Genomic DNA, 22,812 nt, shown 5'->3' on the forward strand with positions numbered 1-22,812 from the left:
CGAGCCACCCGCCGTCATTCCGGGGCAATCGTGCACACGCGCTCGCGTGTGCGCGATTGAACCCGGAATCCCGAGGTGGTTGAAAGCGAACGCAAGCCAAGCTCGGGATTCCGGGTTCAAGGCCTGCGGCCTTGCCCCGGAATGACGGTGGCAGTTGTGTAAAGCAATCAACTGCCACCGATCGTGCTCAGGCTCCGCGAGGGATAGCGCAGCGCCACATCGAACGGGTTGAGCTTCTCTGCGAGCGCTTGCGCCTCGCTTTGCAGGATCCTCACGACATGCGGCAGCCGCTCCGCATTCAGCCGCTCCGCCAAGGTCCCCACGCTGAGCGCCGCGACGGCGCGGCCCTGCGCGTCGAGCACGGGGACGCCGACGCCGGCCATGCCGGGAATGAGGCCGGTGCTGGTGTTGACCCAGCCCTGCACGCGGGCCTGCGCCAGCGCGCTGCGCAGCGAGGCCTCGTCGAGGAAGCCGCGGTCGAGCAGGCGCGGGATGTTGAAGCGGATCACCGCCTCCTGCTCGTCCTCCGGCAAATTGGCGAGAATGGCGAGGCTGCCCTGGCCGAGGCCGAGCGGCACCTTGCCGCCGATGTCGCCGGTGAAGGAGCGGATCGGGAACGGCCCCTCGACGCGATCCAGGCACACCGCATCGAAGCCGTTGCGCACCAGCAGGAAGATCGTGTCGCTCAAGGTCGCGGACAGCCGCAGCAGCGCCGGCCGCGCCGCGTCGCGCAATCCGCTGGCCTGCCCGGCGCGGGCGGCGAGCACGTAGAAGTCGAGCGCGAGCCGATAGCGCTTGCCGGCAGCCTGCTCGGCGAAGCCCTCCGCGGCGAGATCCTGCAGCATGCGATGCGCGGTCGGCTGACTGCAGCCGGCGGCCTCGGCGATGTCCTTCAGCCGTAGCCCCTCCGGGTCGCCCTGGCTGAGGATGCGCAGCAGCTTCAGGGCGCGACGAAGGCTGGAGGCGGACTCCGTGTCGACTGTGGTCATGTCGTCCGAAGAATTGAGTGGCCTCATCGTGAGATAATATTTCATATATCAGAATTATGAAAAGATAAATTCAGGATGCCGGAATTCCTGATTGACCCTCCCGGCCGCTCCCCGGCATGAAAGAGCCCCAGGGCGGCAATCCCTGGTGATGGCCCAGGGAGCTTCCCGCGCGAGGACGCATGGGTTTCCTGACGCTCGACGGTCTGACGAAGCGCTATGGCGAGGCCGCTGCGGTCAGCGACGTCAATCTCAGCGTCGCCAAGGGCGAGTTCATCTCGCTGCTTGGTCCCTCCGGCTGCGGCAAGACCACCACCCTCCAGATGATCGCCGGCCTCGTCGAACCGAGCGCAGGGCGCATTACGCTCGACGGCCGCGACATCACGCATGAGAAGCCCGACCGGCGCGGCCTCGGCATCGTCTTCCAGAGCTACGCGCTGTTTCCGCACATGACGGTGGCGCAGAATGTCTCCTTCGGCCTGGAGATGCGCAAGGTCGCCAGGGCCGAGCGCGAGGCGCGCGTCAAGCAGGCGCTGGCGCTGGTGCAGCTCGCAGCGCTCGCCGACCGCTACCCGCGCCAGCTCTCCGGCGGGCAGCGTCAGCGCGTCGCCGTGGCGCGTGCGCTGGTGATCGATCCGCCGGTGCTGCTGCTCGACGAGCCCTTGTCCAATCTCGATGCCAAGCTGCGCGAGGAGATGCAGTTCGAACTGCGCGGCATCCAGCAGCGGGTCGGCACCACCACCATCATGGTCACGCACGACCAAAGCGAGGCGCTGTCGATGAGCGACCGCGTCGTGGTGATGGAGCAGGGCCGCATCATGCAGGTCGACGCGCCATACCGGTTGTATGAGCGTCCGGCGACGCCCTTCATCTCCTCCTTCGTCGGCAAGATGAACCGGCTGCCCGGCGTGTGGCGTATCGGCGGTGTCGAGGCCGGCGGCCGCCTGCTGCCGTGCGACGGCGCCGGTCTCGTCGAGGGCGCTGCCGCCGTGCTGACGATCCGGCCGGAGAAGATCATGCTGACCTCGCCGGGCGCCGGCGTGCTCGACGGCCGCGTCAAGGCGCGCTTCTTTCTCGGCAGCGCCTGGTTCTTCACCGTGGAGACGCCGGCCGGACTCGTCGGCGTGTCGGTGCCGAATGCCGGTGAGGAGCCGGCCCGAGAGGGCGATGCCGTCGGGCTCGTTTGGAGCAGTGCCAGCGCCAAGGCCCTCGAGCACGAGGGAGCGAAGTTGGCATGAGCAACGCGCGCGCCGCCACGACGCCCTGGCTGTTGGCCGCGCCCGGCGCGCTGCTGTTCACGGCGCTCGTGCTCGTGCCGCTGGCGCTCACCTTGATCCTCTCGTTCCACGTCTACGACACGGCGAGCGGCGTGAAGGATGAGACGACGCTCTCGCACTACGCGACGATCCTCTCCGATAGCTACTTCCTCAACATCTTCTGGCGCACGCTGCGGCTCGCCGCGCTGACGACCTTGATCTGCGCCGTCATCGGCGCGCCCGAGGCCTACATCCTGTCGCGCATGCGCGAGCCCTGGCGCTCGATCTTCCTGCTCGCGATCATCGGCCCGCTCTTGGTCTCGGTCGTGGTGCGCGCCTTCGGCTGGAGCATGCTGCTCGGGCCCACCGGCTTGGTCAACGAGGCGTTCCGCGCGCTCGGCCTGGGCACGATCAAGATCCTCTACACCGAGACCGCGATCGTGATCGCGCTGGTCCACGTGATGCTGCCGTTCATGGTGATCCCGGTGTGGACCTCGCTGCAGAAGCTCGACCCGATGGTGGAAGCCGCCGCCTGGACGCTCGGCGCCTCGCGCCTCACCGCGCTGCGCCGCGTGGTGCTGCCGCAGGTGACGATGGGGCTGTTGTCCGGCAGCCTCGTCGTGTTCGGCCTCTCGGCCTCGGCCTTCGCGATCCCCGCGCTGCTCGGCGGCCGCCGGCTGAAGATGGCGGCGACCCTGGTCTATGACGAATACATGCATGAGCTGAACTGGCCGCTCGGCGCGGCGATCGCGATCCTGGTGCTGGTCATCAACCTCGTCATCATGCTGGCCTATCAACGCGTGGTCGAAGCCCGCGCGCGACGGACGTTGGGGTGATCAGCATGCACCGCAACGGTCCGATCGCATTGCTGTTTCACACGCTCGTCGTCGGCTTCGTGCTGGCGCCGCTCATCGTGATCTGCCTCGTCGCGTTCACGCCCGCCAACACGCTGACCTTGCCGACGACGCAATTTTCGCTGCGCTGGTTCAGCGCCGTGTTCGAACATCCCGACTTCGTCGCCTCCTTCCTCAACAGCCTGTGGGTGGCAGCAATAGCGGCGACGATCGCGGTGGTGCTCGCGGTCACCGCCGGCCTCGCGCTCGACCGCTACGAGTTCCGCGGCCGTGCGGCGCTGAACGCGCTGTTCCTGTCGCCGCTGATGATCCCGCATCTCGTGCTCGGCGTCGCGCTGCTGCGGTTGTTCGCGCTGCTCGGCGCGACCGGCAGCCTCGCCTGGCTGACCGCGGGCCACATCGTCGTCGTCACCCCTTACGTGCTGCGCCTCGTGCTGGCCGCGCTCTCCGGGCTCGACCGCAGCGCCGAGCAGGCCGCCGTGACGCTCGGCGCCTCCAGCTGGATCGTGTTCCGCCGCATCACCGTGCCGATGATCCTGCCCGGCATCACCGGCGGCTGGTTGCTCGCCTTCATCAACTCCTTCGACGAGCTCACGATGTCGATCTTCATCACCTCGCCCGCGACCGTCACCCTGCCGGTGCGCATGTACATGTACGCGACCGAGTCGATCGACCCGATGATGGCCGCGGTGTCGGCGCTGATGATTGCGGTGACGGCGGCGACGATGCTGCTGCTCGACCGCATCTTCGGCCTCGACAAGATCCTCGTAGGGCAGGGCTGACACATGCCGCTGCTGCATCGCCTCGTCCGTACCGACAGCCCGGTGATCTTCTTCACCCTCGACGGCGTGCCCTGCGAAGGTCGCGCCGGCGACACCGTGCTGACGGCGGTGCTGTGTCACGGCGAGCGGCTGCGTCACAGCGAGTTCTCCGGCGCGCCGCGCGCCGGCTTCTGCCAGATGGGCGCCTGTCAGGATTGCTGGGTACAACTCGCCGGCGGCGAGCGGCTGCGCGCCTGCACGACCCCGCTCACAGAGGGCATGCACATCGTCACGCAGCGAAGGCGCAGCCATGACTGAGCGCGCGCCGCCCTTGGTCCTCGGCGCCGGCCCGGCCGGCATCCGCGCTGCGATCACGCTGGCCGCCGGCGGTCTGCGGCCGGTCGTCATCGACGAGGGCCACGCTTGCGGCGGCCAGATCTATCGCCAGCCGCTCACGCCTGACGGCCGCGATGACCGCGCGCGCTATGGCTCGGAAGCCGCGAAGGCAGCGCGACTCCATCGCGACTTCACGGCCCTCGGCGACGCTGTCGACTACCGGCCGAACAACCTGTTGTGGAATCTGCGCGATGGCGCCGCCGACATTCTCCGCGACGGCGTCAATCATCGCGTGAGCTACGACGGCCTGATCCTCGCCACCGGCGCGACCGATCGCGTGCTGCCGATTCCCGGCTGGACCTTGCCCGGCGTGTTCACGCTCGGCGGCGCGCAGGTCGCGCTGAAGGCACAGGGCTGCGCGATCGGCGGGCGCGTGGTGTTCGCGGGCTCCGGCCCGCTGCTCTATCTCGTCGCCTGGCAATACATGAAGGCCGGCGTCGAGGTCGCGGCCGTGCTCGACGCCGCGCCGCTGTCGGCGAAACTCAATCTGCTGCGCGTGTTGTCGCTCGCGCCTGACATCGTGCTGCGCGGCATACGCATGGCGGCGGAGCTGGCGCTGCGCGGCACGCGCGTGCAACTCGGCGTCTGCGCTCTTCGCATCGAAGGCGAGGGTCGGGTTGCACGCATCCTCTATCGGGCCGGAGGACGCGAGCACGCGATCGCCTGCGACGGCGTGGGCTATGGCTTGAACCTGCGCTCGGAGACGCAGGCCGCCGATCTCGCCGGCTGCGCGTTCCGCTTCGATCCGCGCGACCGTGCACATCTGCCGCTGCGCGATCCCAGCGGCCGCAGCAGCGTGCCGGGGGTCTATCTCGCCGGCGACGGCGCGCGCATCGCCGGCGCCGACGCGGCGGAAGCGGCCGGCGAACGCGCCGCGCTGGCGCTGCTGGAAGACCGTCGCCTGCCGCATGAGGCCGCGCGGGCCGCCGCCCTCGAACGCACGCTCGCGAGAATCGATCGCCTGCGCGATGCGCTCGAAGCCGCGTTTCCCTTTCCGGCGCATTGGGCCGACGGCATTGCCGATGACACGCTGCTCTGCCGTTGCGAGGACATCAGCGCTGGCGAGGCGCGGCGCGCGATCGACGACTTCGCACTCACCGAAATGAACCGGCTCAAGGCGGTCACGCGCATCGGCATGGGCCGTTGCCAGGGCCGCATGTGCGGCGCAGCTGCCGCCGAGCTGCTGGCGGCGCAAGCAAATCGCGACATCGGGGCAGTCGGCCGGCTCCGCGCGCAGGCGCCGATCAAGCCGATCCCGCTGGCCGTGAGCCTGTCCGTCGATGAGAGGCAGCATGACCCGGCGCATTGACTGCGATGTCGCGATCATCGGCGGCGGGCTGGTCGGCAGCTCTGCGGCGCTGGCGCTGCGCGGCATGGGTTTTTCGGTCACGCTGCTCGACAAGGGCTTTTGCGGCGCGCAGGCGAGCGGCGTGAACTATGGCGGCGTGCGCCGCCAGGGCAGGCCGCCGGAGCAGTTGCCTCTGTCGCAGCGCTCGCACGCGATCTGGCCGCGACTGCAACAGCTGATCGGCATCGACGGCGAGTTCCTGCGCTCGGGCCATCTCAAGCTGGCACGCAGTGCGGCTGACATGGCAAGTCTCGAGCACTATGCCGCCGAGGTCGCAGCCTTCGGGCTCGATCTCGAACTCATCGGCCACAATCAGCTGCGCGAGCGCTTCGGCATCGCAGGCGATATCGTCGGCGGCTCGTTCTGCCCGGGCGACGGTCATGCCAATCCTCGGCTCGTCGCAACGGCCTTTGCCGCAGCGGCCCGCCGGGCCGGCGCAGAGGTGTTGGAGAGGACGAAGGTTACCGGCGCCAGCAGGACGTTCGAAGGCTTTGCGCTGGAGGCCGGCGACGTCGCCATCAAGGCGCGCACGGTCATCAACAGCGCCGGCGCCTGGGCCGACAACTTTGCTGCCGCGTTCCGCGAGCCGGTGCCGCTGGAGCGCACCTATCCGTCGATGATCGTGACCGAGCCGCTCGATCCGTTTCTCGGCGTCAACATCGGCATCGAAGGCGGCGGCATCTATGCGCGGCAGGTCGCGCGCGGCAACGTCGTGGTCGGCGGCGAGCGCGCCGCGCCGCTTCCCGATCCCGACTATTCACGCCCGCGCAGCGACGGCGCGCTCACGATCATGCAGCGCGCGAGCGAGCTGTTCGGTCCGCTGCGCCACGCCCAGGCGATCCGGTTCTGGAGCGGCACCGAGGCAACGATGCCCGATCGCAATCCGGTGATTGGGCCGAGCTCCACGACGCCGGGACTCATTCACGCCTTCGGCTTCTCCGGTGCCGGCTTCCAGATCGCGCCGGGTGTCGGCGAAGTCCTCGCCGAACTGGTGCGCGATGGCCGGACTGTGACTCCGATCGACGCTTTCGCGGTCACCCGTTTCTCACCCGCATCGCAGCCGGGCGATGCTCCCTACCCAACGACGACAGGATAAGGAGACCTCGCCATGATCAATGCCCGCGCCGCGCTCGGCTCAGCCTTCGCGCTGATGCTCGCCACATCAGTTGCGCACGCCGAAACCAAGACGCTCTATGTCGGCATGAACGGCGGCAATTTCGAGCGCACCTATACGCAGGCGGTGTTCCCGGATTTCGAGAAGGCCAACGACGTCAAGATCGTCGTCGTGCCCGGCACGTCCTCGGAGATCCTCGCCAAGGCGATCGCCGCCAAGGACAAGCCGCAGATGCATGTGATGTTTCTCGACGACGGCGTGATGATCCGCGCGGCCGGCCTCGGCCTGTGCGAGAAGCTGAGGCCGAGCGAGGCGCTCGGCCAGCTCGAGCCGTTTGCGCGGCTGAAGGACGACATTGCCGCCGGCATCGACATCGGCATGACCGGGCTCGCCTACAACAAGAAGCTGTTCGACGAGAAGGGCTGGGCGGCACCGACCTCCTGGCTCGATCTCGCCGATCCCAAATACAAGGACAAGGTCGTGTTCCAGTCGGCCTCGGTCTCGACCTTCGGCTTGCACGCCTTCCTGATGTTCAACCGCATCAAGGGCGGCAGCGAGGCCAATGTCGAGCCGGGCTTCAAGGCGTTTCCGGACACGATCGGCAAGAATGTGCTCGAATACATCCCGAACTCGGCCAAGATCTCCGAGATGGTGCAGACCGGCGAGGCCGCGATCTTCCCGCTGACGCCGACCGCGGTGTCGACCTTGAAGGAGAAGGGCGTCGCGGTGGAGTACGCGCAGCCGAAGGAAGGCTCCGTCGTGCTGATGGTCGCGCAATGCGTGATCGCCAACAATTCGGAAGCCGAGCTGGCGCAGAAGCTCGCCGCCTATCTGCTGTCGCCGGAAGCACAGGCCAAGGCGCTGGCGGCCGGCAACATCGTGCCGTCCAACACCCTGGCCAAGGCCACCACGCCCGCCGCCGAGCAGAAGCTCGCGACCTTCCACACCTACATGAAGACCGCGATCACGCTCGACTGGGACGTCATCAACGCCAAGCGCCCAGAGTGGAACACGCGCTGGAACCGGATGATCGAGAAGTAAGGCTGGCTTCGGTACGCCGTTCGTGCGAGCGGAGCATCCAGATCATTCGTGCAGCCCCTGGATCGCTTCGCTGGCGCTCGCGATGACGTGAGGGGAGCCGGCGCGTCTATGCTTCCACGGGAGCCTCTGCGCATGATGAATTCCGCTGTCGTCCCGGACAAGCCCCGACGCGCGAGAGCGCGGTGGGGCGCTGATCCGGGACCCACGCCGCAGCAGACATCAGGCGCGAGCTGGTCGTTGCCTTTCTGCCTCAAACCACTTCCTGTGGTTAAGGATCCCGGCTTTCGCCGGGATGACGGCGGTGGCTTCGAGACGGCTGTGCATCATCGTCGACGGTCCAGAATCGACAACCGGCATCTGCGATAGTGGCACTGCAACTACCCCGCCGGATAGCTCATCGCATAGGCCTCCGTCAGCGCCTCATCGAGCAGCCGCCCGGCGCTGAATCCGGCGAGCGTTGCCGGGCGCGTTACGCCGGGTAGCAGCCGGGAGCATGGCTCCGGCGGCTCGATCACGGTCCGCACCGGAATCCGCTCGGCATAGATCGGCAGCGCATAGTCCTCCTCGTCATCGATGATTCCGGCGGCGCGGATCTTGGCGGAGGCTTTCTCGATCTCCATGGTCACCACCGACGTCGCCTTGAGCTCCTGCTCCGTGGTCGGGCGCAACGTTGCGGTGCGGCCCGGGAACAGACGGTCGACCATCATGGTCAAGGCCCGCGCCTTCTCGGTCTGGTCCTCGATCAGCCTGCTATGGCCGAACGCCATCACCGATCGGTAGTCGGCAGAGTGATGGAAGGCGCTGCGCGCCAGCACCAGGCTGTCGAGATGCGTCACGGTCAGGCAGGCCGGCTGTCCCTCGGACAGATTGCGCAGCATCCGGCTCGCGCTCGAGCCATGCCAGTACAGCGTCGTCCCCTCGCGCCAATACAGTGTCGGCGTGCAGTAGGGTTGGCCGTCGATGACGTACGACACGTGGCAGAGGGTGCCTGAGTCGAGCAGGGCGTGCACGGTGGCGTGATCGTAGTGCGCACGTTGGTGCCTCCGCTTGACGCGGTTGGTGTCGTCGACGGGGTAGCTCCCCACCTGTTGCTCGGACATGGTCGGTCTCCTGTTTGCGAGCAAGGTCATGCCATGGCAAAGTGGTTGCGGGGAGTTCCACTTCGATGCCAAATCCAGCAACCACTTCTCGGCGCCGGGACGATGTTCTGGCGCTGCCGATCCGGCTCGATCGCGCCATTCGGGGGCAGTCGCAGCAGGTGCACGCGGCCCTGCGGAGCGGAATCGTCGACGGGCTGCTCGCGCCCGGTCTGCGGCTGCCGTCGTCGCGCGCGCTCGCCGAGCAGCTTGGCGTTCGTCGTAACGCGATCGTCGCTGCTTATGAGGCGCTGCTGTCCGACGGCCTGGTGGAGGCGCGGCATGGTGCCGGCACCTATGTCGCCGCTCAGCTGCCCGCGCCGCAAGCGGCCGCGCCGGCGGCCGAGTTGGAGATCCGCATTCCGCCGCGACGGCCATTCGCGCTCGGCTGCACGCTGGTCGATCCAGGGCTCCTGAAGCGGCTCGCCGCGGTCAGCCGTCGAACGATAGCGCAGGCCGCCCCCGACGAGCTCGGCTATGGCGATCCGCGCGGCAGCCTGCATCTGCGCACCCGGATTGCGCACTATCTCGCGGCCAATCGCGGTGTCCGCTGCGATCCGAGCTGCATCCTGATCGTGAGCGGCACGCAGCACGGGCTGCGCCTGTGCATCGATGCGCTGCTTGCGCCGGGAGACGCCGTCTGGTTCGAGGATCCCGGCTATGTCGCCTCGCGCCATACCCTGAGCACGACCGGCGCGAAGCTGGTGCCGGTGCCGGTCGACGGCGAAGGCATCGTCGTGAGCGCTGGAGAAAAGGCTTGGGCAAGAGCCAAAGCCGCCTATGTCACGCCTTCGCACCAGTTTCCGACCGGCGTGGCAATGAGCATGGCGCGGCGCATCGCGCTGCTGGAATGGGCGCGCAAGGCTGGCGCCTACATCTTCGAGGACGACTATGACAGCGAGTATCGCTTCGCCGGGCCGCCGTTGACGGCGCTTGCCGGGATCGGCGGCGAGCGGGTGATCTATCTCGGCACCTTCGCCAAGACGTTGTTTGCCGGGCTGCGGCTCGGCTATCTCGTGGTGCCGCCCGCGCTCGTGGCCCGCGTCGTCGCCGCGCGCGCCGCGCAGGACCGCTTTCCGCCCGCCTTCATGCAGGAGGCGCTGGCGGATCTGATGGCCGATGGCGTGATCGCCGCGCACATGCGGCGGATGCGGCCGCGCTATCGCCAGGCGCGCGATGTGGTCGCGGAGGCGCTCGGCAAGTACGCGAAGGGGTCACTGGAATTGTCCGCGCCCGCGCAGGGGCTGCATCTCTTGGCGACGCTGCCACCGGGAGCGCCGAGAGGCGCAGCGCGGCTGATCCGCGAACGCGCCGATATCGAATGTCGTCTCCTGTCCGATGCGCGGATCGTGCAGCGCGGGCCGGACGGCTTCATTCTCGGCTACGCCGGCTTTCCACCGAAGGATCTCGCCGATGCCGCGAGGCGTCTCGGCCGCGCAGCGCAGGAGGTTCTGCGTGACCTGGGATCTCGGCGAGCTCAGAAATCATAGTCGATGAAGAGCTGCTGTCCCGGCGCGCTGAAAGCAGGGGGCAGCGGGCCGGCATCGGGGTTTGCAGGCTTGTCCGGGGCGGCGGCGACCTGGTCGCTGCGCGCCAGCTGATCGTTCATGCGCTGGCGGAGCGCGTCGAGAAGCGGTGCGCGCGGCACCTCGTTGTAGGCGTGCTCCTGGGTCGAGCACATCCCGACGCAGCCGATGCGCATCGCCTTGACGGCATCCTTGGGGGTCGCATTCGCGCTGCCGTGATGACCGACCTTGTAGAAATCGATCTTGCCCAGAATGTCCCGGGCTCTGGCGGTGAGCTGGGTATGGCCCGGCGTGCCATAGGCGCCGCCATAGAGAAAGTTCTCCCAATTGCCCCATTGCGCGTCGCCTGCAAACAACAGGTTCTTGCCGGCGAACGAGAACAGGATGACGAGGCTCTGATTATTCAGCGTCTTGTCGGCGGCTTTCGCCTGCGCGGCCAGCACATCCGGCTGCGCGCCATCGAGCATGCTCTTGAGCCGATCGTAGCCGTAGGGCGCGAAGGCCTTGTCGCCGTAGTCCTCGCGCCTGCCGCGGAAGGCATTCCCGAACGGCTTCAATCGCTCCGGCTGGTCGCTGATCTCGGTAGCGCCCGCCAGATATTGCTGATTCTTGTTGGTCATCTGGCGGATCAGGGCGTCGTCGATCGGCGGTCCCAGGATCTCGGCGGTGAGGCCCGCCGCGGCGAGAGCCGCAGGAAGCGTCGGCACGTCGCCGGCCTTGTAGTAATCAGGCTTTGGCTGGCTGTTCTTGAAGCCGCCGTGCAGCACGTTCAGCGCCTTCTGGTTCGCGGCGATGCCCGCAACGCCGAGGCCTCCGGTGATGTTCTCGGCCATGCTCAGCAATTGCTCCACCGCGGGATCCGGCGCTGCCGCCAGCCGCGCCTGGAACTGCCGTCCGAGTTGGCCAGCCATCGCGACCAGGCTTGCCTGAAATGCCACGGCTTTCTGATCGTCCGGGTTCTCGAACCAGGGCATCCACACCCGCTCCACCTCGATCTCAGCGAAAATGTCGGCACAGCTGCCGAAGCCCGAGATGTGATCGGCATGACGGTGCGTCATGATCACCAGCGCAAGGCGGTTGCCGCAATCCTTCGCCATCTGCATAACGGCCGCGCGCATGCTGCCGAGATCCTTGGCGTGAACGCCGCAATCGATCAGGATATGGCTGGCGCCGCCACCGGTCGGCACGCTGAGCAGGAAGAAGTCGCCGAAGCCGATGCGGTACATGCGCACGCGCAGGCCGCGGGCGGCCTGTGGCGCCGCGGCGGTTGGCGAGGGCGCGGCCTTGGCCGCGGGCGTCGTCCGCTTGCGGACAGATCCGCCGCTGCGGGCAGGCTTCCGCGTGCGCGGGGGGCTGGATGGTTCGGACCTCTGGCGACCAGGCATGTCAGACTCCCGCATGGAGCAGCGCGAAGTCCAGCCGGAAGCGCTTGTCCTCGTCATGTTCGGACGGCGTCGTGGTGGCGCGTCCGCTGCCGACGTAGAAATTGCGTACGCGTTCCTCGCGGTCGGGATGGTAGAGCTTGGGAATGACGAAGCGCACGCGCGGAGTGGGGCGCTTGTCATGCTCGGGTGGATCCTGCGCAATCAGCAGCGTGACGCCGTTGCGCAGCGGGAATGTGCCGGGGATGCCGTGGCCGAACGGGACGCGCATGGTCTGCACCAGCTCCACGATCATGCTGACATAGAGCTTGCCGTCTTTTCCGGTCGAGAACATCGGATGAAAGGAAGGGGCCTCGATCTTGGCGACCTTCGGATCGAAGCCGAGCTTGTCCGCTTTCTCGACGGCAAAGGCGCGCAGCACGTCGCCATTGTGGTCCTTCTCCGCCTTGGTGAGGCCGTTGGGATCACCGAAGATAAGGTCTTCTACCTCCAGCTTCCCGCGCACCACCTTCGGCCAGAACAGCGCCTCCTCGGAAAAGGCGCTTGCGTTCTCGGCGATGATGCCGCGCAGACGAAAGGCCTGCATCAAGGCGTCACGGATGTGGTCCGGGTCATCGGGTGTGTAGTCCAGATGTGCCGTGAGCAGCGCACGGAGGAAGTCGCCGAAGGTGATGTCGACCGGCGGGCAGTAGTCCAGCGCACGAGCGCAGATGGTGAAGAACTCCTCGGCCGTCCGGCTTGCCTCCATCGCCAGCCGGTTCGCGAGCGGCGCCGGCAGATCGGCCTTGTCGATATTTCCGCCGCCGGCTCGAAAGATCCGGAACAGGTCGAAGGTTCTGCGGCCGTAGACGGTGAAGTAGGCGTCGAAGACCGCGGCGACCAGTATCGAGCCGCGCTCATGCGGTTCGATCTTGGTCGAGATCTCCTTGGCCCCTTCGGGAGTCGCCGGCGTCATCAGGGCGCTGCGCAGGCAGGACTGTCGCCCTGCGGCTTCGCCGAACTGAGTGGCCAGCGCGATCAGCGGGTTTTCAGCGCTGAGCTGCGACTGGATTGCCGGCGTGGCCCCAGGCGCCAGTTCGGCGTCTCCCTTCAGCTTGAACTCGAACAGCTTGCCGCCGGTCTTCTGCAGCGTATCGACCAGCACCTCCTTATGCGAGAAATGCAGGAATAGCGCGGCGAGATCGGCGAATGCCTCGTGAAAGGCCGCCACGTCGACATTGGTCGGCTCCATGAAATGCTCGCGGATGCCGTCGACGATCGCGTGCGTGGTCTCGTGCACGATGATGTCGTGCGACAGGCAGGTGAACACGGTCTGGCCCGGCAGGTTGCGGCCTGGATTGGTGCGGCTGGCTTTGAAGTAGCCGAACAGGATGCCGTGCGCGTCCGGACTGTAGAAGGCATTCGCCTCGCACATGGCGTGCGGAAACAGGTTCAGTCGCCGGGAGGCGCCTCTGGGCGCGGGCGGTTGACTGCGGTCGAGCCGGGTCCGCCAGCGCACCCGGCGACCCAGGGCATATTCGAAGCGCTGCAGGGTCTCGCTCGCGACGGCATACACCATCTGCTGATGAAAGCGCGGGTCCGCCTCCGAGGGAAGCAGCCCGTGCGTCATCAGCAGTTTCGGATCGTCGAGATCGACCGGCTTGTAAAAGGTCTTCTGGCTGCCGTCGTAGTCGATCACCGCGAAGCGCTCGCCGACTGGACCGGCTGCGAGGTTCTCGTAGCGGACACGCGTGACCATCTGATTGCTGACGAACTTGCCGAGGCTCGGATCGAACGCATAGACGTTGAGCGGACGCTCCGAGGGAAAGGGGATTTCCGTCGTTGAGAAGATGTCCTCCGGCGTCTCGGCCTGCGCGGTGGTTGCTTCGCTCCTGGACGTGACGTCGTCGCATTTGAACCGCGATGGATAGGTCATCCTCACCTCTGCGGGACGCCCGCTAATGTTGGTTGGACACGAGGTCGCTCGCTCAGTAGGCACCCGGGAACGGGAAGCCGGTTGGATCGGCGATCTGAATTCCGAGCTTCTGTTGCAGCGCTGTGTCGATATGAGCGCGCAGCGCTGCGTCGCAGACCGCGTAGCCCCAGTTCATCAGCCGGTTCTGTAGGTCGTGCGGCATCTTCTCGAGCCGGGTCGGAATGGCCGCCAGCGCAGCGGGGTTTCGGTGCAGGCAGTCCAGCGGATCCGCGGCCAGCCCGTAGTCCGCGAAGCTGGTGCGGATGCCCCAGTAGGTGCCGGTGTGATCGCCCCGCCGATAGGCGTCGATCAACTGACGCTTGCGCAGGCTCCGGACCTGATTGTCGATGACGCCGAGGATGCGAACGGCATGGCGGGCCCAATCGTGATGCGGATCGTCCTCCGCAGCGATCTGCTGCCCGGCATCACTGACGAGCAGCGTCGAGAAGCGCTTCACGGTCTCGAGGCCCAGATTGTCGTAGACGCCGCCGTCGCTGAGCACGGCGCTCGTCGTATAAGGTGGATGATTGAGATCGGCGCCATCCACCTTCCGAACCGGCTGTCGGATCGGCAGCGTCAGCGGCGAAAGGATGGGAGGGAAAGCCGAGGAGGCAGCGACCGCAGTGGCAAGCGTCACGTCGGGTGCATCGACCAGCCCGACGCGATAATCGCCCATGTAACGACGCGAGAACCGCCATAGCACGGCGGACTGGACGTTGGTCGCGTTGATGACGAAGCGCGGCGCCTTGCCGCCGCCATCGTCTGGAAGGTCGGCGAGCTTCTTGCCGCCGAACAGAACGCCGTCATACGCGGCCGCCACACGATCGCTGATCGTACCGGGCAGCAGGATCCCGCCGATCACCGCGCCGACATCGACCGATGTGTCCGCCATCCTGCGAAGACCATCGACGATGATGGTGAGGTTGTCCGCCTTGCCCGCAGCGTCGAAACGAAGGTCCTTCCAACGCAGGCCGAGATAGGCGGCGGTGATCGAACCGCCGGACACGCTGGAAATGCGCTTGAGCCGGCTCAGCAGTCCGACTTCGTTGAGCCGCCACAGCGCGCCGATGTGAAACAGCATCGCGCGATAGCCGCCGCCGGACAGAGACAGCGTCACGCCGTCTTCGTGCTGCGCGCTTGCGGCTTCGAGGTCGGTCGGCTCGGTCGGCATGACGGTCCTCCCCTTTGCCGATAGGTCGGGGGGGACGGGCACACGTTCAACGGGACGACGAATTTTTTTGCATCCAGCACAAGCAAGCAACGGCGCCGGACTGCCGAGCCGGCAGGCTTACTGGTAGGGATTGTGCTCCGCGTTGGTCATGGTCTGGCGCACGCGGCGCAGGATGATGGGCGTGCCGTCGGAGACGAATTGCAGCTCGTAGGCGCGGCCGGACTCGTCCTTGGCGGAGCAGGTCACGCTCGTCACCTTGAGCATGGCGAAATTGCCGATCTGCCGGCACACGCCCGACGAGATCTGCGCTGCGGGCACCGGAATGCCGTCCACCTTCGGGCGGTGCTTCGAGTTCAACAGCATGCGATCGATCGGGAGCTCGTAGACGTTCTGGATCGATCGACGGCCGTTGATGCCGGAGAAGGCGATGATGTGGCTCTCGTCGGAGGGATCGTCGAGCGCGACGGTAAAATGCGCGCGGCCCTTTTCGCTGTGAAAGAATGCCACGGTCTTGCACGGGAATTCGCGGCCGTCGACCTTCACGGTGCGACAGGTGCCGGACATCAGCGCGTAGAGATCGATGTCGGGCTTGTCCTCGAGCGAGCCGGCGGCCGGAAGCGGCGGTTCGGCCAGACACGGCGTGCCGAGGCACAGACCGAACGCAACGGCGAGGAGACGGGAAAAATGCAGGGGCATCCGCGGGGTGAGCCTCGTGGGAATCATGTCTGCGCGGGAATTAGCGTTGTGTCAGCTTTGCGGCGAAAAGAGGCCCGACCAGCGCCGGCACGACCCGTCCGCTGCAGCGCGGGAATGGCCGTGCGCCGATCGATACCGCAAAAGCAATGGAAAGTTCCGCGCGCACCTTCTATGGGAAGAACATGGCCGGTCCCCGGCCCAACACAAGAACGATACGGAGGAGACTGATGATATTGTCGCGTCGCGGCATGCTTTCGGCCGCGCTCAGCGGAGCGGCGCTGGCGATCTCGGGGCAGGCGAAGGCGCAATCCTTCGCGTTCAAGCCGAACCAGCGCTATCCCGATCCCGCGGTCGAGATCCTCGATCCGAGCTTCGCCAAGTATCGCCTCTACAGCTCGACCGTCGAGCAGGTCGCCAGCGGCATGCGCTGGGCGGAGGGGCCGGTCTATTTTCCCGAAGAACGCTGTGTTCTGGTCAGCGACATCCCCAACAACCGGATCATGAAGTACAGCGAGGACGACGGCAGCTTCACCGTCGTCCGCAGCCCTTCGAACTACGCCAACGGCAACACGCGCGACCGCCAGGGGCGGCTCGTCAGCTGCGAACATTCGGTGACGCGCCGCATCACCCGGACGGAGAAGAACGGCACCGTGACCGTGCTCGCCGACAGCTTCGAAGGCAAGCGGCTGAACGCGCCGAACGACATCGTGGTGAAGTCGGACGACACGATCTGGTTCACCGATCCTCTGTTCGGCATCAATGGCAATTGGGAAGGCTTCAAGGCCAAATCCGAGCAGGCCGGCACCAACGTGTTCCGCATCGGCACCGACGGCAAGCTGACCGCCGTCATTACCGATCTCGTCAATCCGAACGGGCTCGCCTTTTCGCCGGACGAGAAGAAGCTCTACGTCGTGGAGTGGAAGGGCACGCCGAACCGCAGCATCTGGAGCTACGACGTCAATGCCGACGGCACGGTCGGCAACAAGACCAAGCTGATCGACGCCGCCGACCAGGGCTCGCTCGACGGTTTCCGCGTCGACCGTGACGGCAATCTCTGGTGCGGCTGGGGCTCGAACGGCGCGCTGGCGTCGGAGCCGGTCGACGTCAACGGCCGCAAGGTGTTTCCGCTCAAGGGCAAGCCGGAGGATCTCGATGGCGTCATGGTGTTCAACCCGCAGGGCAAGCCGATCGGCTTCATCCGGCTGCCCGAGCGCTGCGCCAATCTCACGTTCGGCGGGCCGAAGAACAACCGGCTCTACATGGCGGCGTCGCATTCGCTGTACGCGCTGTATGTCGAGACGGAAGGCGCGGTGTAGAACGGCGTCGGCGCTGCAGAGAATTCCGGAGCGAACCCCGGGGCGCTCCGGAACGATCTTCGATGGTGTCGCCTGCAGCGCCATTGGTCCCGACTATTTCCCCGCCTGCACCTTCTGCTTCCACAGCGCCCAGGCGCGGTCCATGATCACCATGTTGACGCCGTCGGCCTTGGCGGCTTCCTCGGCGCTGAGATAGGTCACGTCGGAGCCGAGCCCGAGCGCCTGCGCTTGCAGTCGGGCATTGACGTCGGTGTAGTAGGCGCGGAACACGGCCGCCTGCACGGCGGGGCCGACGGTGACGTCGCCATGGCCGCGCATCAGCACGACCGATTTGTCGCCGAGCGCGGCCGCGAGCGATTTGCCGATCGCGTTGTTACGCACCAGCATGTCGGTCGCGCCGAACTCCTTGCCGATGTCCCACACCGGCGCGCCTTCGCCGAGGAACGCGGCGTTGTGATAGAGCGGCTTCAGCGGCGTGCGGCTGACGCTGAAAGGAACGACGCCCGGTGAATGCGTGTGCACGACGGCGTTGACGTCGGCACGCGCCTTGTAGATCTCGGCATGGATGAAGCGTTCGAGGAAGACGGCGCGGTTCTTCGCGTCGACCGGCTCGCCGTTCTCGTCGAACTCCATGATGTCGGCGGCGGTGACCTGCGCCGGCGCAATCGAGCGCGCCATCAGGAAGTGGCGCGGATTGGCGGGACTGCGTGCGCTGACATGGCCGAAGGCATCGACGACACCGAGATCGGCGAGCACCCGGCTGCCGGTGGCGATGTCCTCGAGCAGTTCGCGCGGGACGCCGGGGATGGTGTCGTCGGCGCGGGAGGGGGCGGTCGAGAGGAGGAGGGTTGCTGCGGCGATTGCGGCGAAGCGGCTGAACTTGAACATCTGGCTCTTCCTCCCGGCCATTCGTTATCTAGGCTCGCTGCCTCAGCATACGCGTGATTGCGAGCGAAGCGAAGCAATCCAGGATGGTGGCCGGACCCCTGGATTGCTTCGCTTCGCTCGCAATGACGGGGATGGGTTCGAGCTTAGCAACTATCATGGCCGGGTCAGCGAGCGCCCCCTCAGGTCACCGGCGCCGGATTGAACAGCGTCAAATCATTGTGGATGCCCCAGCGGTCCGACCACGGCTTGGTGCGGCCGGAGGCGACGTCGAGGATCAGCTTGAACAACTCCCAGCCGGTCTCCTCGATGGTCATCTCGCCGGTGGCGATGCGGCCGGCGTCGAAGTCGATCAGGTCCTTCCAGCGCCGCGCCAGTTCGGTGCGGGTGGCGACCTTGATGACGGGCGCGGCCGCGAGGCCGTAGGGCGTGCCGCGGCCGGTCGTGAACACCTGCAAGGTCATTCCGGAGGCGAGTTGCAAGGTGCCGCAGATGAAGTCGGAGGCCGGCGTCGCCGCGAACAGCATGCCCTTCTGCTTGGCCTTCTCGCCCGGTGCCAGCACGCCGTGGATCGGTCCGGAGCCGGACTTCACGATCGAGCCGAGCGACTTCTCGACGATGTTGGCGAGGCCGCCCTTCTTGTTGCCCGGCGTCGTGTTGGCGCTGCGATCGGCACCGCCGCGTGCGAGATAGGAATCGTACCAATCCATCTCGCGGATCAGTGCGTGGCCGACCTCTTCGTTGATGGCGCGCCGCGTCAGCAACTGGATCGCATCGCGGACTTCGGTGACTTCCGAGAACATCACGGTGGCGCCGGCGCGGACCAAGAGATCAGCGGCGAAGCCGACGGCCGGATTGGCGGTGACGCCGGAGAACGCGTCGCTGCCGCCGCATTGCAGGCCGATGACGAGATCGGAGGCCGGGCAGGTCTGGCGCGTGCGCTTGTTGAGCTCGGCCAGGCGGCGATCGGCCTGGGTCATGATCGCGTCGACGATGGCGCCGAAGCCGTCGAAGGCCTCGTCCTGCATGCGCACGATCGAGTCTTCAGTGCCTTCCGGAAGCAGCCGCTCCGGCGCGAGCTTCTCGCAGCCGAGGCCGACCACCAGGATTTCGCCGCCGAAGTTTGGATTCAGCGCGAGGTTCTGAAGCGTGCGGATCGGCACCACGGCGTCGGGCGCCGTGATCGCGACGCCGCAACCATAGGCGTGGGTGAGCGCGACGACGTCGTCGACGTTGGGGTACTTCGGCAAGAGCTCGCTCTTGATGCGCTTGATCGCGAATTCGAGCGTGCCCTTCACGCATTGAACCGAGGTCGAGATGCCGAGCACGTTGCGGGTGCCGACCGAGCCGTCGGCGTTGCGATAGCCCTCGAAGGTGTAGCCCTCGAGCGGCGGCAGCGGTGCCGGCACGGCGGTTGAGATTTCCAGCTGGTCGAGGGCAGGGGCTTCGGGCATGTCGATGCGGGCTTCATCGACCCATTCGCCGGCTGCGATCGGCGACTTTGCGGTGCCGATGATCTCGCCGTAACGGACGATCGGCGCGCCCAGGGGAATGTCGACCAGCGCGGTCTTGTGGCCCTGCGGGACGAAGGTCTTCAGCGTCAGGCCGTCGGGAAGCTTGGTGCCGGCAGGCAGGCCGAAATCGTTCACCACGATCGCGACGTTGTCGCGCGCGTTGAGCTTGATGACCCGCGGCTCCTGGTTCACGACCTGCTGGTTCATGCTGGCTCCGTTTCGCTCCATAAGGTGGGCGACGCCCACGCATGGTGTCGTGTCCACCTGTTCGTTTTCTTCGTCCGTCGGTGGGCACGCTTAACATTGCTCACCGTACGATATTCGCGAGTCCGCATCGGCGGGCTCGGTGTACCTCGCCCCGCTTGCGGGGGGAGGTCGGATTGCATCGAAGATGCAATCCGGGTGAGGGGGTACAGGTCTCACCGCGAGCACTTCCCGTGCGGCTGCCCCTCACCCCGACCCTCTCCCCGTGAAGAACGGGGAGAGGGAGTGGACCGCGGATGCGGCCCGGCTGTTAGGTCACGATCGTCAGGCTCACACCGGGTAGGTGTAGGCCGTCTTCACCGTGGTGTAGAACTCGCGTGCGTAGGAGCCCTGCTCGCGGGCGCCGTAGCTCGAGCCTTTGCGGCCGCCGAACGGGACATGGTAGTCGACGCCGGCGGTCGGCAGGTTGACCATCACCATGCCGGCCTCGCTGTTGCGCTTGAAGTGCGAGGCGTATTTCAGGCTGGTGGTGCAGACGCCGGCGGCGAGGCCGAACTCGGTGTCGTTGGAGATCGCCAGTGCCTCGTCGTAGTTCTTGGCGCGGATGACGCAGGCCACCGGTCCAAAAATCTCCTCACGCGCGATGCGCATGTTGTTGTTGGCTTCGGTGAACAGCGCCGGCTGCATGTAGAAGCCGGGAGACTCGCGGTTCAAGAGCTCGCCGCCCCAGGCCAGCTTGGCGCCTTCGTCCTGGCCGATCTTGAGATAGCGCTGGTCCTGCTCGAGCTGGTTGCTATCGACGACCGGACCGATATGCGTGCCCTGCTTGACGGCGTCGTCGACGACGAGGCCCTTCAGACGTTCGGTCAGTGCTTCGACGAACTTGTCGTGGATGCCCTCGGTGACGATCAGGCGCGAGGACGCCGTGCAGCGCTGGCCGGTCGAGAAATAGGCGCCGTTGGCGGCGGCTTCGACGGCGACCTTGACGTCGGCGTCATCGAGCACGACCAGCGGATTCTTGCCGCCCATCTCGAGCTGGAACTTCTTCATCGGGTTCGACAGCACGCAAGCCTGCGCGATCTTGCGGCCCGTGCCCACCGAACCTGTGAAGGAGATCGCGGCAACGTCCGGGTGCTCGAGCAGGGTCTGGCCGACCACCGAGCCGGAGCCGACGACGAGGTTGAACACGCCGGCGGGAATGCCGGAGCGCGCGATGATCTCGGAGAGCGCATGCGCAGAGCCGGGCACCAGCTCAGCCGGCTTGAACACGACAGTGTTGCCGTAACAGAGCGCGGGCGCGATCTTCCAGGCGGGGATGGCGATCGGGAAATTCCAGGGCGTGATCATGCCGACCACGCCGACCGCCTCGCGGGTGATCTCGACGTCGAGGCCCGGACGCACCGAGGCGCCCTTCTCGCCGGTCAGGCGCAGCGCCTCGCCGGCGAAGAACGCAAAAATCTGGCCGGCGCGGGCGACCTCGCCGATGCCTTCCGGCAGGGTCTTGCCTTCCTCGCGGGCGAGCAAGCGGCCGAGTTCCTCCTTGCGCGACAGGATCTCCGCCGAGATCTTGTTCAGCGCGTCATAGCGCTCCTGCGGGGTCGAGCGCGACCAGGCGGGGAAAGCGGCCTTGGCGGCGGCGATCGCCTTCTCGGTCTGCGCCTTGTCGGCCTTGGCGTATTCGCCGACGACGTCGTTGGTGTTCGAGGGATTGATGTTGCGGGTCACCCCGCTGCCGTCGACCCACTCGCCGGCAATGAAATTCTTGAGGATCGCGTTCATGTTGTTCTCCAGACTTTGCGCGATTGCTCGGACAATCTAACCGATCGCCCCCGTCATCGCACGAGACAGGGGCGCTTGTCGTCGAAGGTCCAGCCGGGGATCAGATACTGCATTGCGACGGCGTCGTCGCGTGCGCCGAGCCCGTGGCTCTTGTACAGCGCGTTGGCCTTTTCGATGGCGTCGCGGTCGACCTCGATGCCGAGCCCGGGTTGCTCCGGGACCGCGATCCGGCCGCCCTTGATCTGCAGCGGCGCCTTGGTCAGCGCCTGGCCGTCCTGCCAGATCCAGTGGGTGTCGATCGCGGTGACCTTGCCCGGGGCGGCCGCGGCGACGTGGGTGAACATCGCCAGCGAAATGTCGAAATGGTTGTTGGAGTGCGAGCCCCAGGTCAGGCCGTTGTCCTTGCAGGTCTGGGCGACACGCACCGAACCCTGCATGGTCCAGAAATGGGGGTCGGCCAGGGGAATGTCGACCGCGCCGAGCCGCAGCGCATGGCTGAGCTGCCGCCAGTCGGTGGCGATCATGTTGGTCGCCGTCGGCAGGCCCGTGGCGCGGCGGAACTCCGCCATGATCTCGCGGCCGGAGAAGCCGGCCTCGGCGCCGCAGGGGTCCTCGGCATAAGCGAGGATGCCGTGCATGTCCTTGCACAGCCGGATCGCCTCATCGAGCGACCAGGCGCCATTCGGATCGAGCGTGACGCGCGCCTGTGGAAAGCGCTTGGCGATGGCGGTCACCGCCTCGATCTCGGCCTCGCCCTTGAGCACGCCGCCCTTGAGCTTGAAGTCGGCAAAGCCGTAGGCGTCGTGGGTGGCCTCGGCGAGCCGCACCACAGCTTCGGGCGTCATCGCCTCCTGATGTCGCAGCGTATACCAGCCCTCATTCTCGCCCTCGCCCGTGGCGTAGGGCAGGTCGGTCTTCCTGCGGTCGCCGACGAAGAACAGATAGCCGAGCGCCTCCACCGACGTGCGCTGCTGGCCCTCGCCGAGCAGCGCCGCGACGGGCAGGCCGAGATGCTGGCCGAGCAGGTCGAGAACAGCGGATTCGACGGCTGTCACGGCGTGGATCATCACGCGCAGGTCGAAGGTCTGCTTGCCGCGTCCCCCGGCATCACGGTCCGCGAACGTGGTGCGCATGGTGGCGAGGATGGTGTTGCAGGCGCCGATGCTCTGGCCAACGATCAGGCTCTTCGCATCCTCTAAGGTCTGCCGGATCTTCTCGCCGCCCGGCACCTCGCCGACGCCGGTATGGCCGGAATTGTCGGTCAGAATGACGAGGTTGCGGGTGAAGAACGGTCCATGCGCGCCCGAGAGATTGAGCAGCATGCTGTCACGGCCCGCGACCGGAATGACCTCCATGCCGGTGACGACCGGCGCGCCGGAAATTCTGGTGCTGGTGGCGTCGTGACTCATCATGCTCCTCCGTCGTCGTCTCGTTTTTTCGCTGTCATTCCGGGGCAGCCCGTCAGGGCTGAACCCGGAATCCAGGGATTGGCT

General features: G+C 66.6%; 19 protein-coding genes. 9 read left to right on the top strand and 10 right to left on the bottom strand.

Annotated features, from left to right (window positions below; all coding sequences use genetic code 11):
• Positions 1-167 precede the first annotated feature (167 nt).
• Positions 168-989: an IclR family transcriptional regulator gene (locus QXZ94_RS31960; RefSeq protein ID WP_315725150.1), complete on the bottom strand. Its 822-nt coding sequence runs from the start codon at positions 987-989 to the stop codon at positions 168-170.
• A 179-nt stretch (positions 990-1,168) separates the two neighbouring features.
• Here QXZ94_RS31960 and QXZ94_RS31965 point away from each other — a divergent pair, with 179 nt between their 5' ends.
• From QXZ94_RS31965 to QXZ94_RS31995, 7 genes are read left to right on the top strand one after another with little or no spacing between them, the layout of a single operon-like run.
• On the top strand, positions 1,169-2,224 hold the full coding sequence (locus QXZ94_RS31965; RefSeq protein WP_315725152.1) for an ABC transporter ATP-binding protein: 1,056 nt from the start codon (positions 1,169-1,171) through the stop codon (positions 2,222-2,224).
• Positions 2,221-3,078 carry an ABC transporter permease gene (locus QXZ94_RS31970; protein WP_315725154.1) on the top strand — a complete coding sequence of 286 codons (858 nt, stop codon included), beginning with the start codon at positions 2,221-2,223 and terminating at the stop codon, positions 3,076-3,078. The genes QXZ94_RS31965 and QXZ94_RS31970 overlap by 4 nt, the downstream gene beginning before the upstream one ends.
• A gap of 5 nt (positions 3,079-3,083) precedes the next feature.
• A complete protein-coding gene (locus QXZ94_RS31975) occupies positions 3,084-3,878 on the top strand; it encodes an ABC transporter permease (protein ID WP_315725156.1) in 795 nt (264 codons plus the stop codon).
• Positions 3,879-3,881: 3 nt separating this feature from the next.
• On the top strand, positions 3,882-4,175 hold the full coding sequence (locus QXZ94_RS31980; RefSeq protein WP_315725158.1) for a (2Fe-2S)-binding protein: 294 nt from the start codon (positions 3,882-3,884) through the stop codon (positions 4,173-4,175).
• Positions 4,168-5,562 (top strand): NAD(P)/FAD-dependent oxidoreductase, encoded by a 1,395-nt coding sequence (locus QXZ94_RS31985; protein WP_315725160.1) that lies wholly within the window; start codon positions 4,168-4,170, stop codon positions 5,560-5,562. Before QXZ94_RS31980 ends, QXZ94_RS31985 begins: the two co-directional genes overlap by 8 nt.
• Complete coding sequence (locus QXZ94_RS31990) at positions 5,546-6,697, top strand: FAD-dependent oxidoreductase (RefSeq protein ID WP_315725161.1); 1,152 nt, start codon at positions 5,546-5,548, stop codon at positions 6,695-6,697. Before QXZ94_RS31985 ends, QXZ94_RS31990 begins: the two co-directional genes overlap by 17 nt.
• A gap of 12 nt (positions 6,698-6,709) precedes the next feature.
• Positions 6,710-7,756 (top strand): ABC transporter substrate-binding protein, encoded by a 1,047-nt coding sequence (locus QXZ94_RS31995; protein WP_315725163.1) that lies wholly within the window; start codon positions 6,710-6,712, stop codon positions 7,754-7,756.
• A 377-nt stretch (positions 7,757-8,133) separates the two neighbouring features.
• On the opposite strand, the gene QXZ94_RS32000 is transcribed toward QXZ94_RS31995, so the two are convergent.
• Complete coding sequence (locus QXZ94_RS32000; RefSeq protein WP_315725165.1) at positions 8,134-8,856, bottom strand: pyridoxamine 5'-phosphate oxidase family protein; 723 nt, start codon at positions 8,854-8,856, stop codon at positions 8,134-8,136.
• A gap of 65 nt (positions 8,857-8,921) precedes the next feature.
• Here QXZ94_RS32000 and QXZ94_RS32005 point away from each other — a divergent pair, with 65 nt between their 5' ends.
• The gene (locus QXZ94_RS32005; RefSeq protein WP_315725167.1) at positions 8,922-10,382 is read left to right on the top strand and encodes a PLP-dependent aminotransferase family protein; all 1,461 of its coding nucleotides are present in this window, start codon (positions 8,922-8,924) and stop codon (positions 10,380-10,382) included.
• On the opposite strand, the gene QXZ94_RS32010 is transcribed toward QXZ94_RS32005, so the two are convergent.
• From QXZ94_RS32010 to QXZ94_RS32025, 4 genes are all read right to left on the bottom strand, one after another.
• Positions 10,370-11,644: an MBL fold metallo-hydrolase gene (locus QXZ94_RS32010; protein ID WP_315726658.1), complete on the bottom strand. Its 1,275-nt coding sequence runs from the start codon at positions 11,642-11,644 to the stop codon at positions 10,370-10,372. The two genes, QXZ94_RS32005 and QXZ94_RS32010, sit on opposite strands and share 13 nt — an antisense overlap.
• A 160-nt stretch (positions 11,645-11,804) precedes the next feature.
• Positions 11,805-13,715 (bottom strand): peptidase M4, encoded by a 1,911-nt coding sequence (locus QXZ94_RS32015; protein WP_315725168.1) that lies wholly within the window; start codon positions 13,713-13,715, stop codon positions 11,805-11,807.
• 52 nt (positions 13,716-13,767) lie between these two features.
• Positions 13,768-14,925, bottom strand: coding sequence for a patatin-like phospholipase family protein (locus tag QXZ94_RS32020; protein WP_315725170.1), 1,158 nt, complete (start codon positions 14,923-14,925; stop codon positions 13,768-13,770).
• 117 nt (positions 14,926-15,042) lie between these two features.
• On the bottom strand, positions 15,043-15,621 hold the full coding sequence (locus tag QXZ94_RS32025; RefSeq protein WP_315725172.1) for a hypothetical protein: 579 nt from the start codon (positions 15,619-15,621) through the stop codon (positions 15,043-15,045).
• Positions 15,622-15,848: 227 nt separating this feature from the next.
• Here QXZ94_RS32025 and QXZ94_RS32030 point away from each other — a divergent pair, with 227 nt between their 5' ends.
• Positions 15,849-16,937 (top strand): SMP-30/gluconolactonase/LRE family protein, encoded by a 1,089-nt coding sequence (locus QXZ94_RS32030; protein WP_315725174.1) that lies wholly within the window; start codon positions 15,849-15,851, stop codon positions 16,935-16,937.
• Between the two features lie 93 nt (positions 16,938-17,030).
• Here the strand turns inward: QXZ94_RS32030 and QXZ94_RS32035 are convergent, their stop codons facing one another.
• From QXZ94_RS32035 to gudD, 4 genes are all read right to left on the bottom strand, one after another.
• Positions 17,031-17,825 carry a class II aldolase/adducin family protein gene (locus QXZ94_RS32035; protein ID WP_315725176.1) on the bottom strand — a complete coding sequence of 265 codons (795 nt, stop codon included), beginning with the start codon at positions 17,823-17,825 and terminating at the stop codon, positions 17,031-17,033.
• Between the two features lie 179 nt (positions 17,826-18,004).
• The gene (gene garD, locus QXZ94_RS32040) at positions 18,005-19,543 is read right to left on the bottom strand and encodes a galactarate dehydratase (RefSeq protein ID WP_315725178.1); all 1,539 of its coding nucleotides are present in this window, start codon (positions 19,541-19,543) and stop codon (positions 18,005-18,007) included.
• Between the two features lie 327 nt (positions 19,544-19,870).
• Positions 19,871-21,319: an aldehyde dehydrogenase family protein gene (locus tag QXZ94_RS32045; protein ID WP_315725180.1), complete on the bottom strand. Its 1,449-nt coding sequence runs from the start codon at positions 21,317-21,319 to the stop codon at positions 19,871-19,873.
• Positions 21,320-21,372: 53 nt separating this feature from the next.
• Entirely contained in the window at positions 21,373-22,728 is a 1,356-nt protein-coding gene (gene gudD, locus QXZ94_RS32050; protein WP_315725183.1) for a glucarate dehydratase, read from the bottom strand.
• Between the last annotated feature and the right edge of the window lie 84 nt (positions 22,729-22,812).

The sequence above is a fragment of the Bradyrhizobium sp. SZCCHNS2022 genome, from assembly GCF_032377575.1.
GTDB classification, from domain to species: domain Bacteria; phylum Pseudomonadota; class Alphaproteobacteria; order Rhizobiales; family Xanthobacteraceae; genus Bradyrhizobium; species Bradyrhizobium aeschynomenes.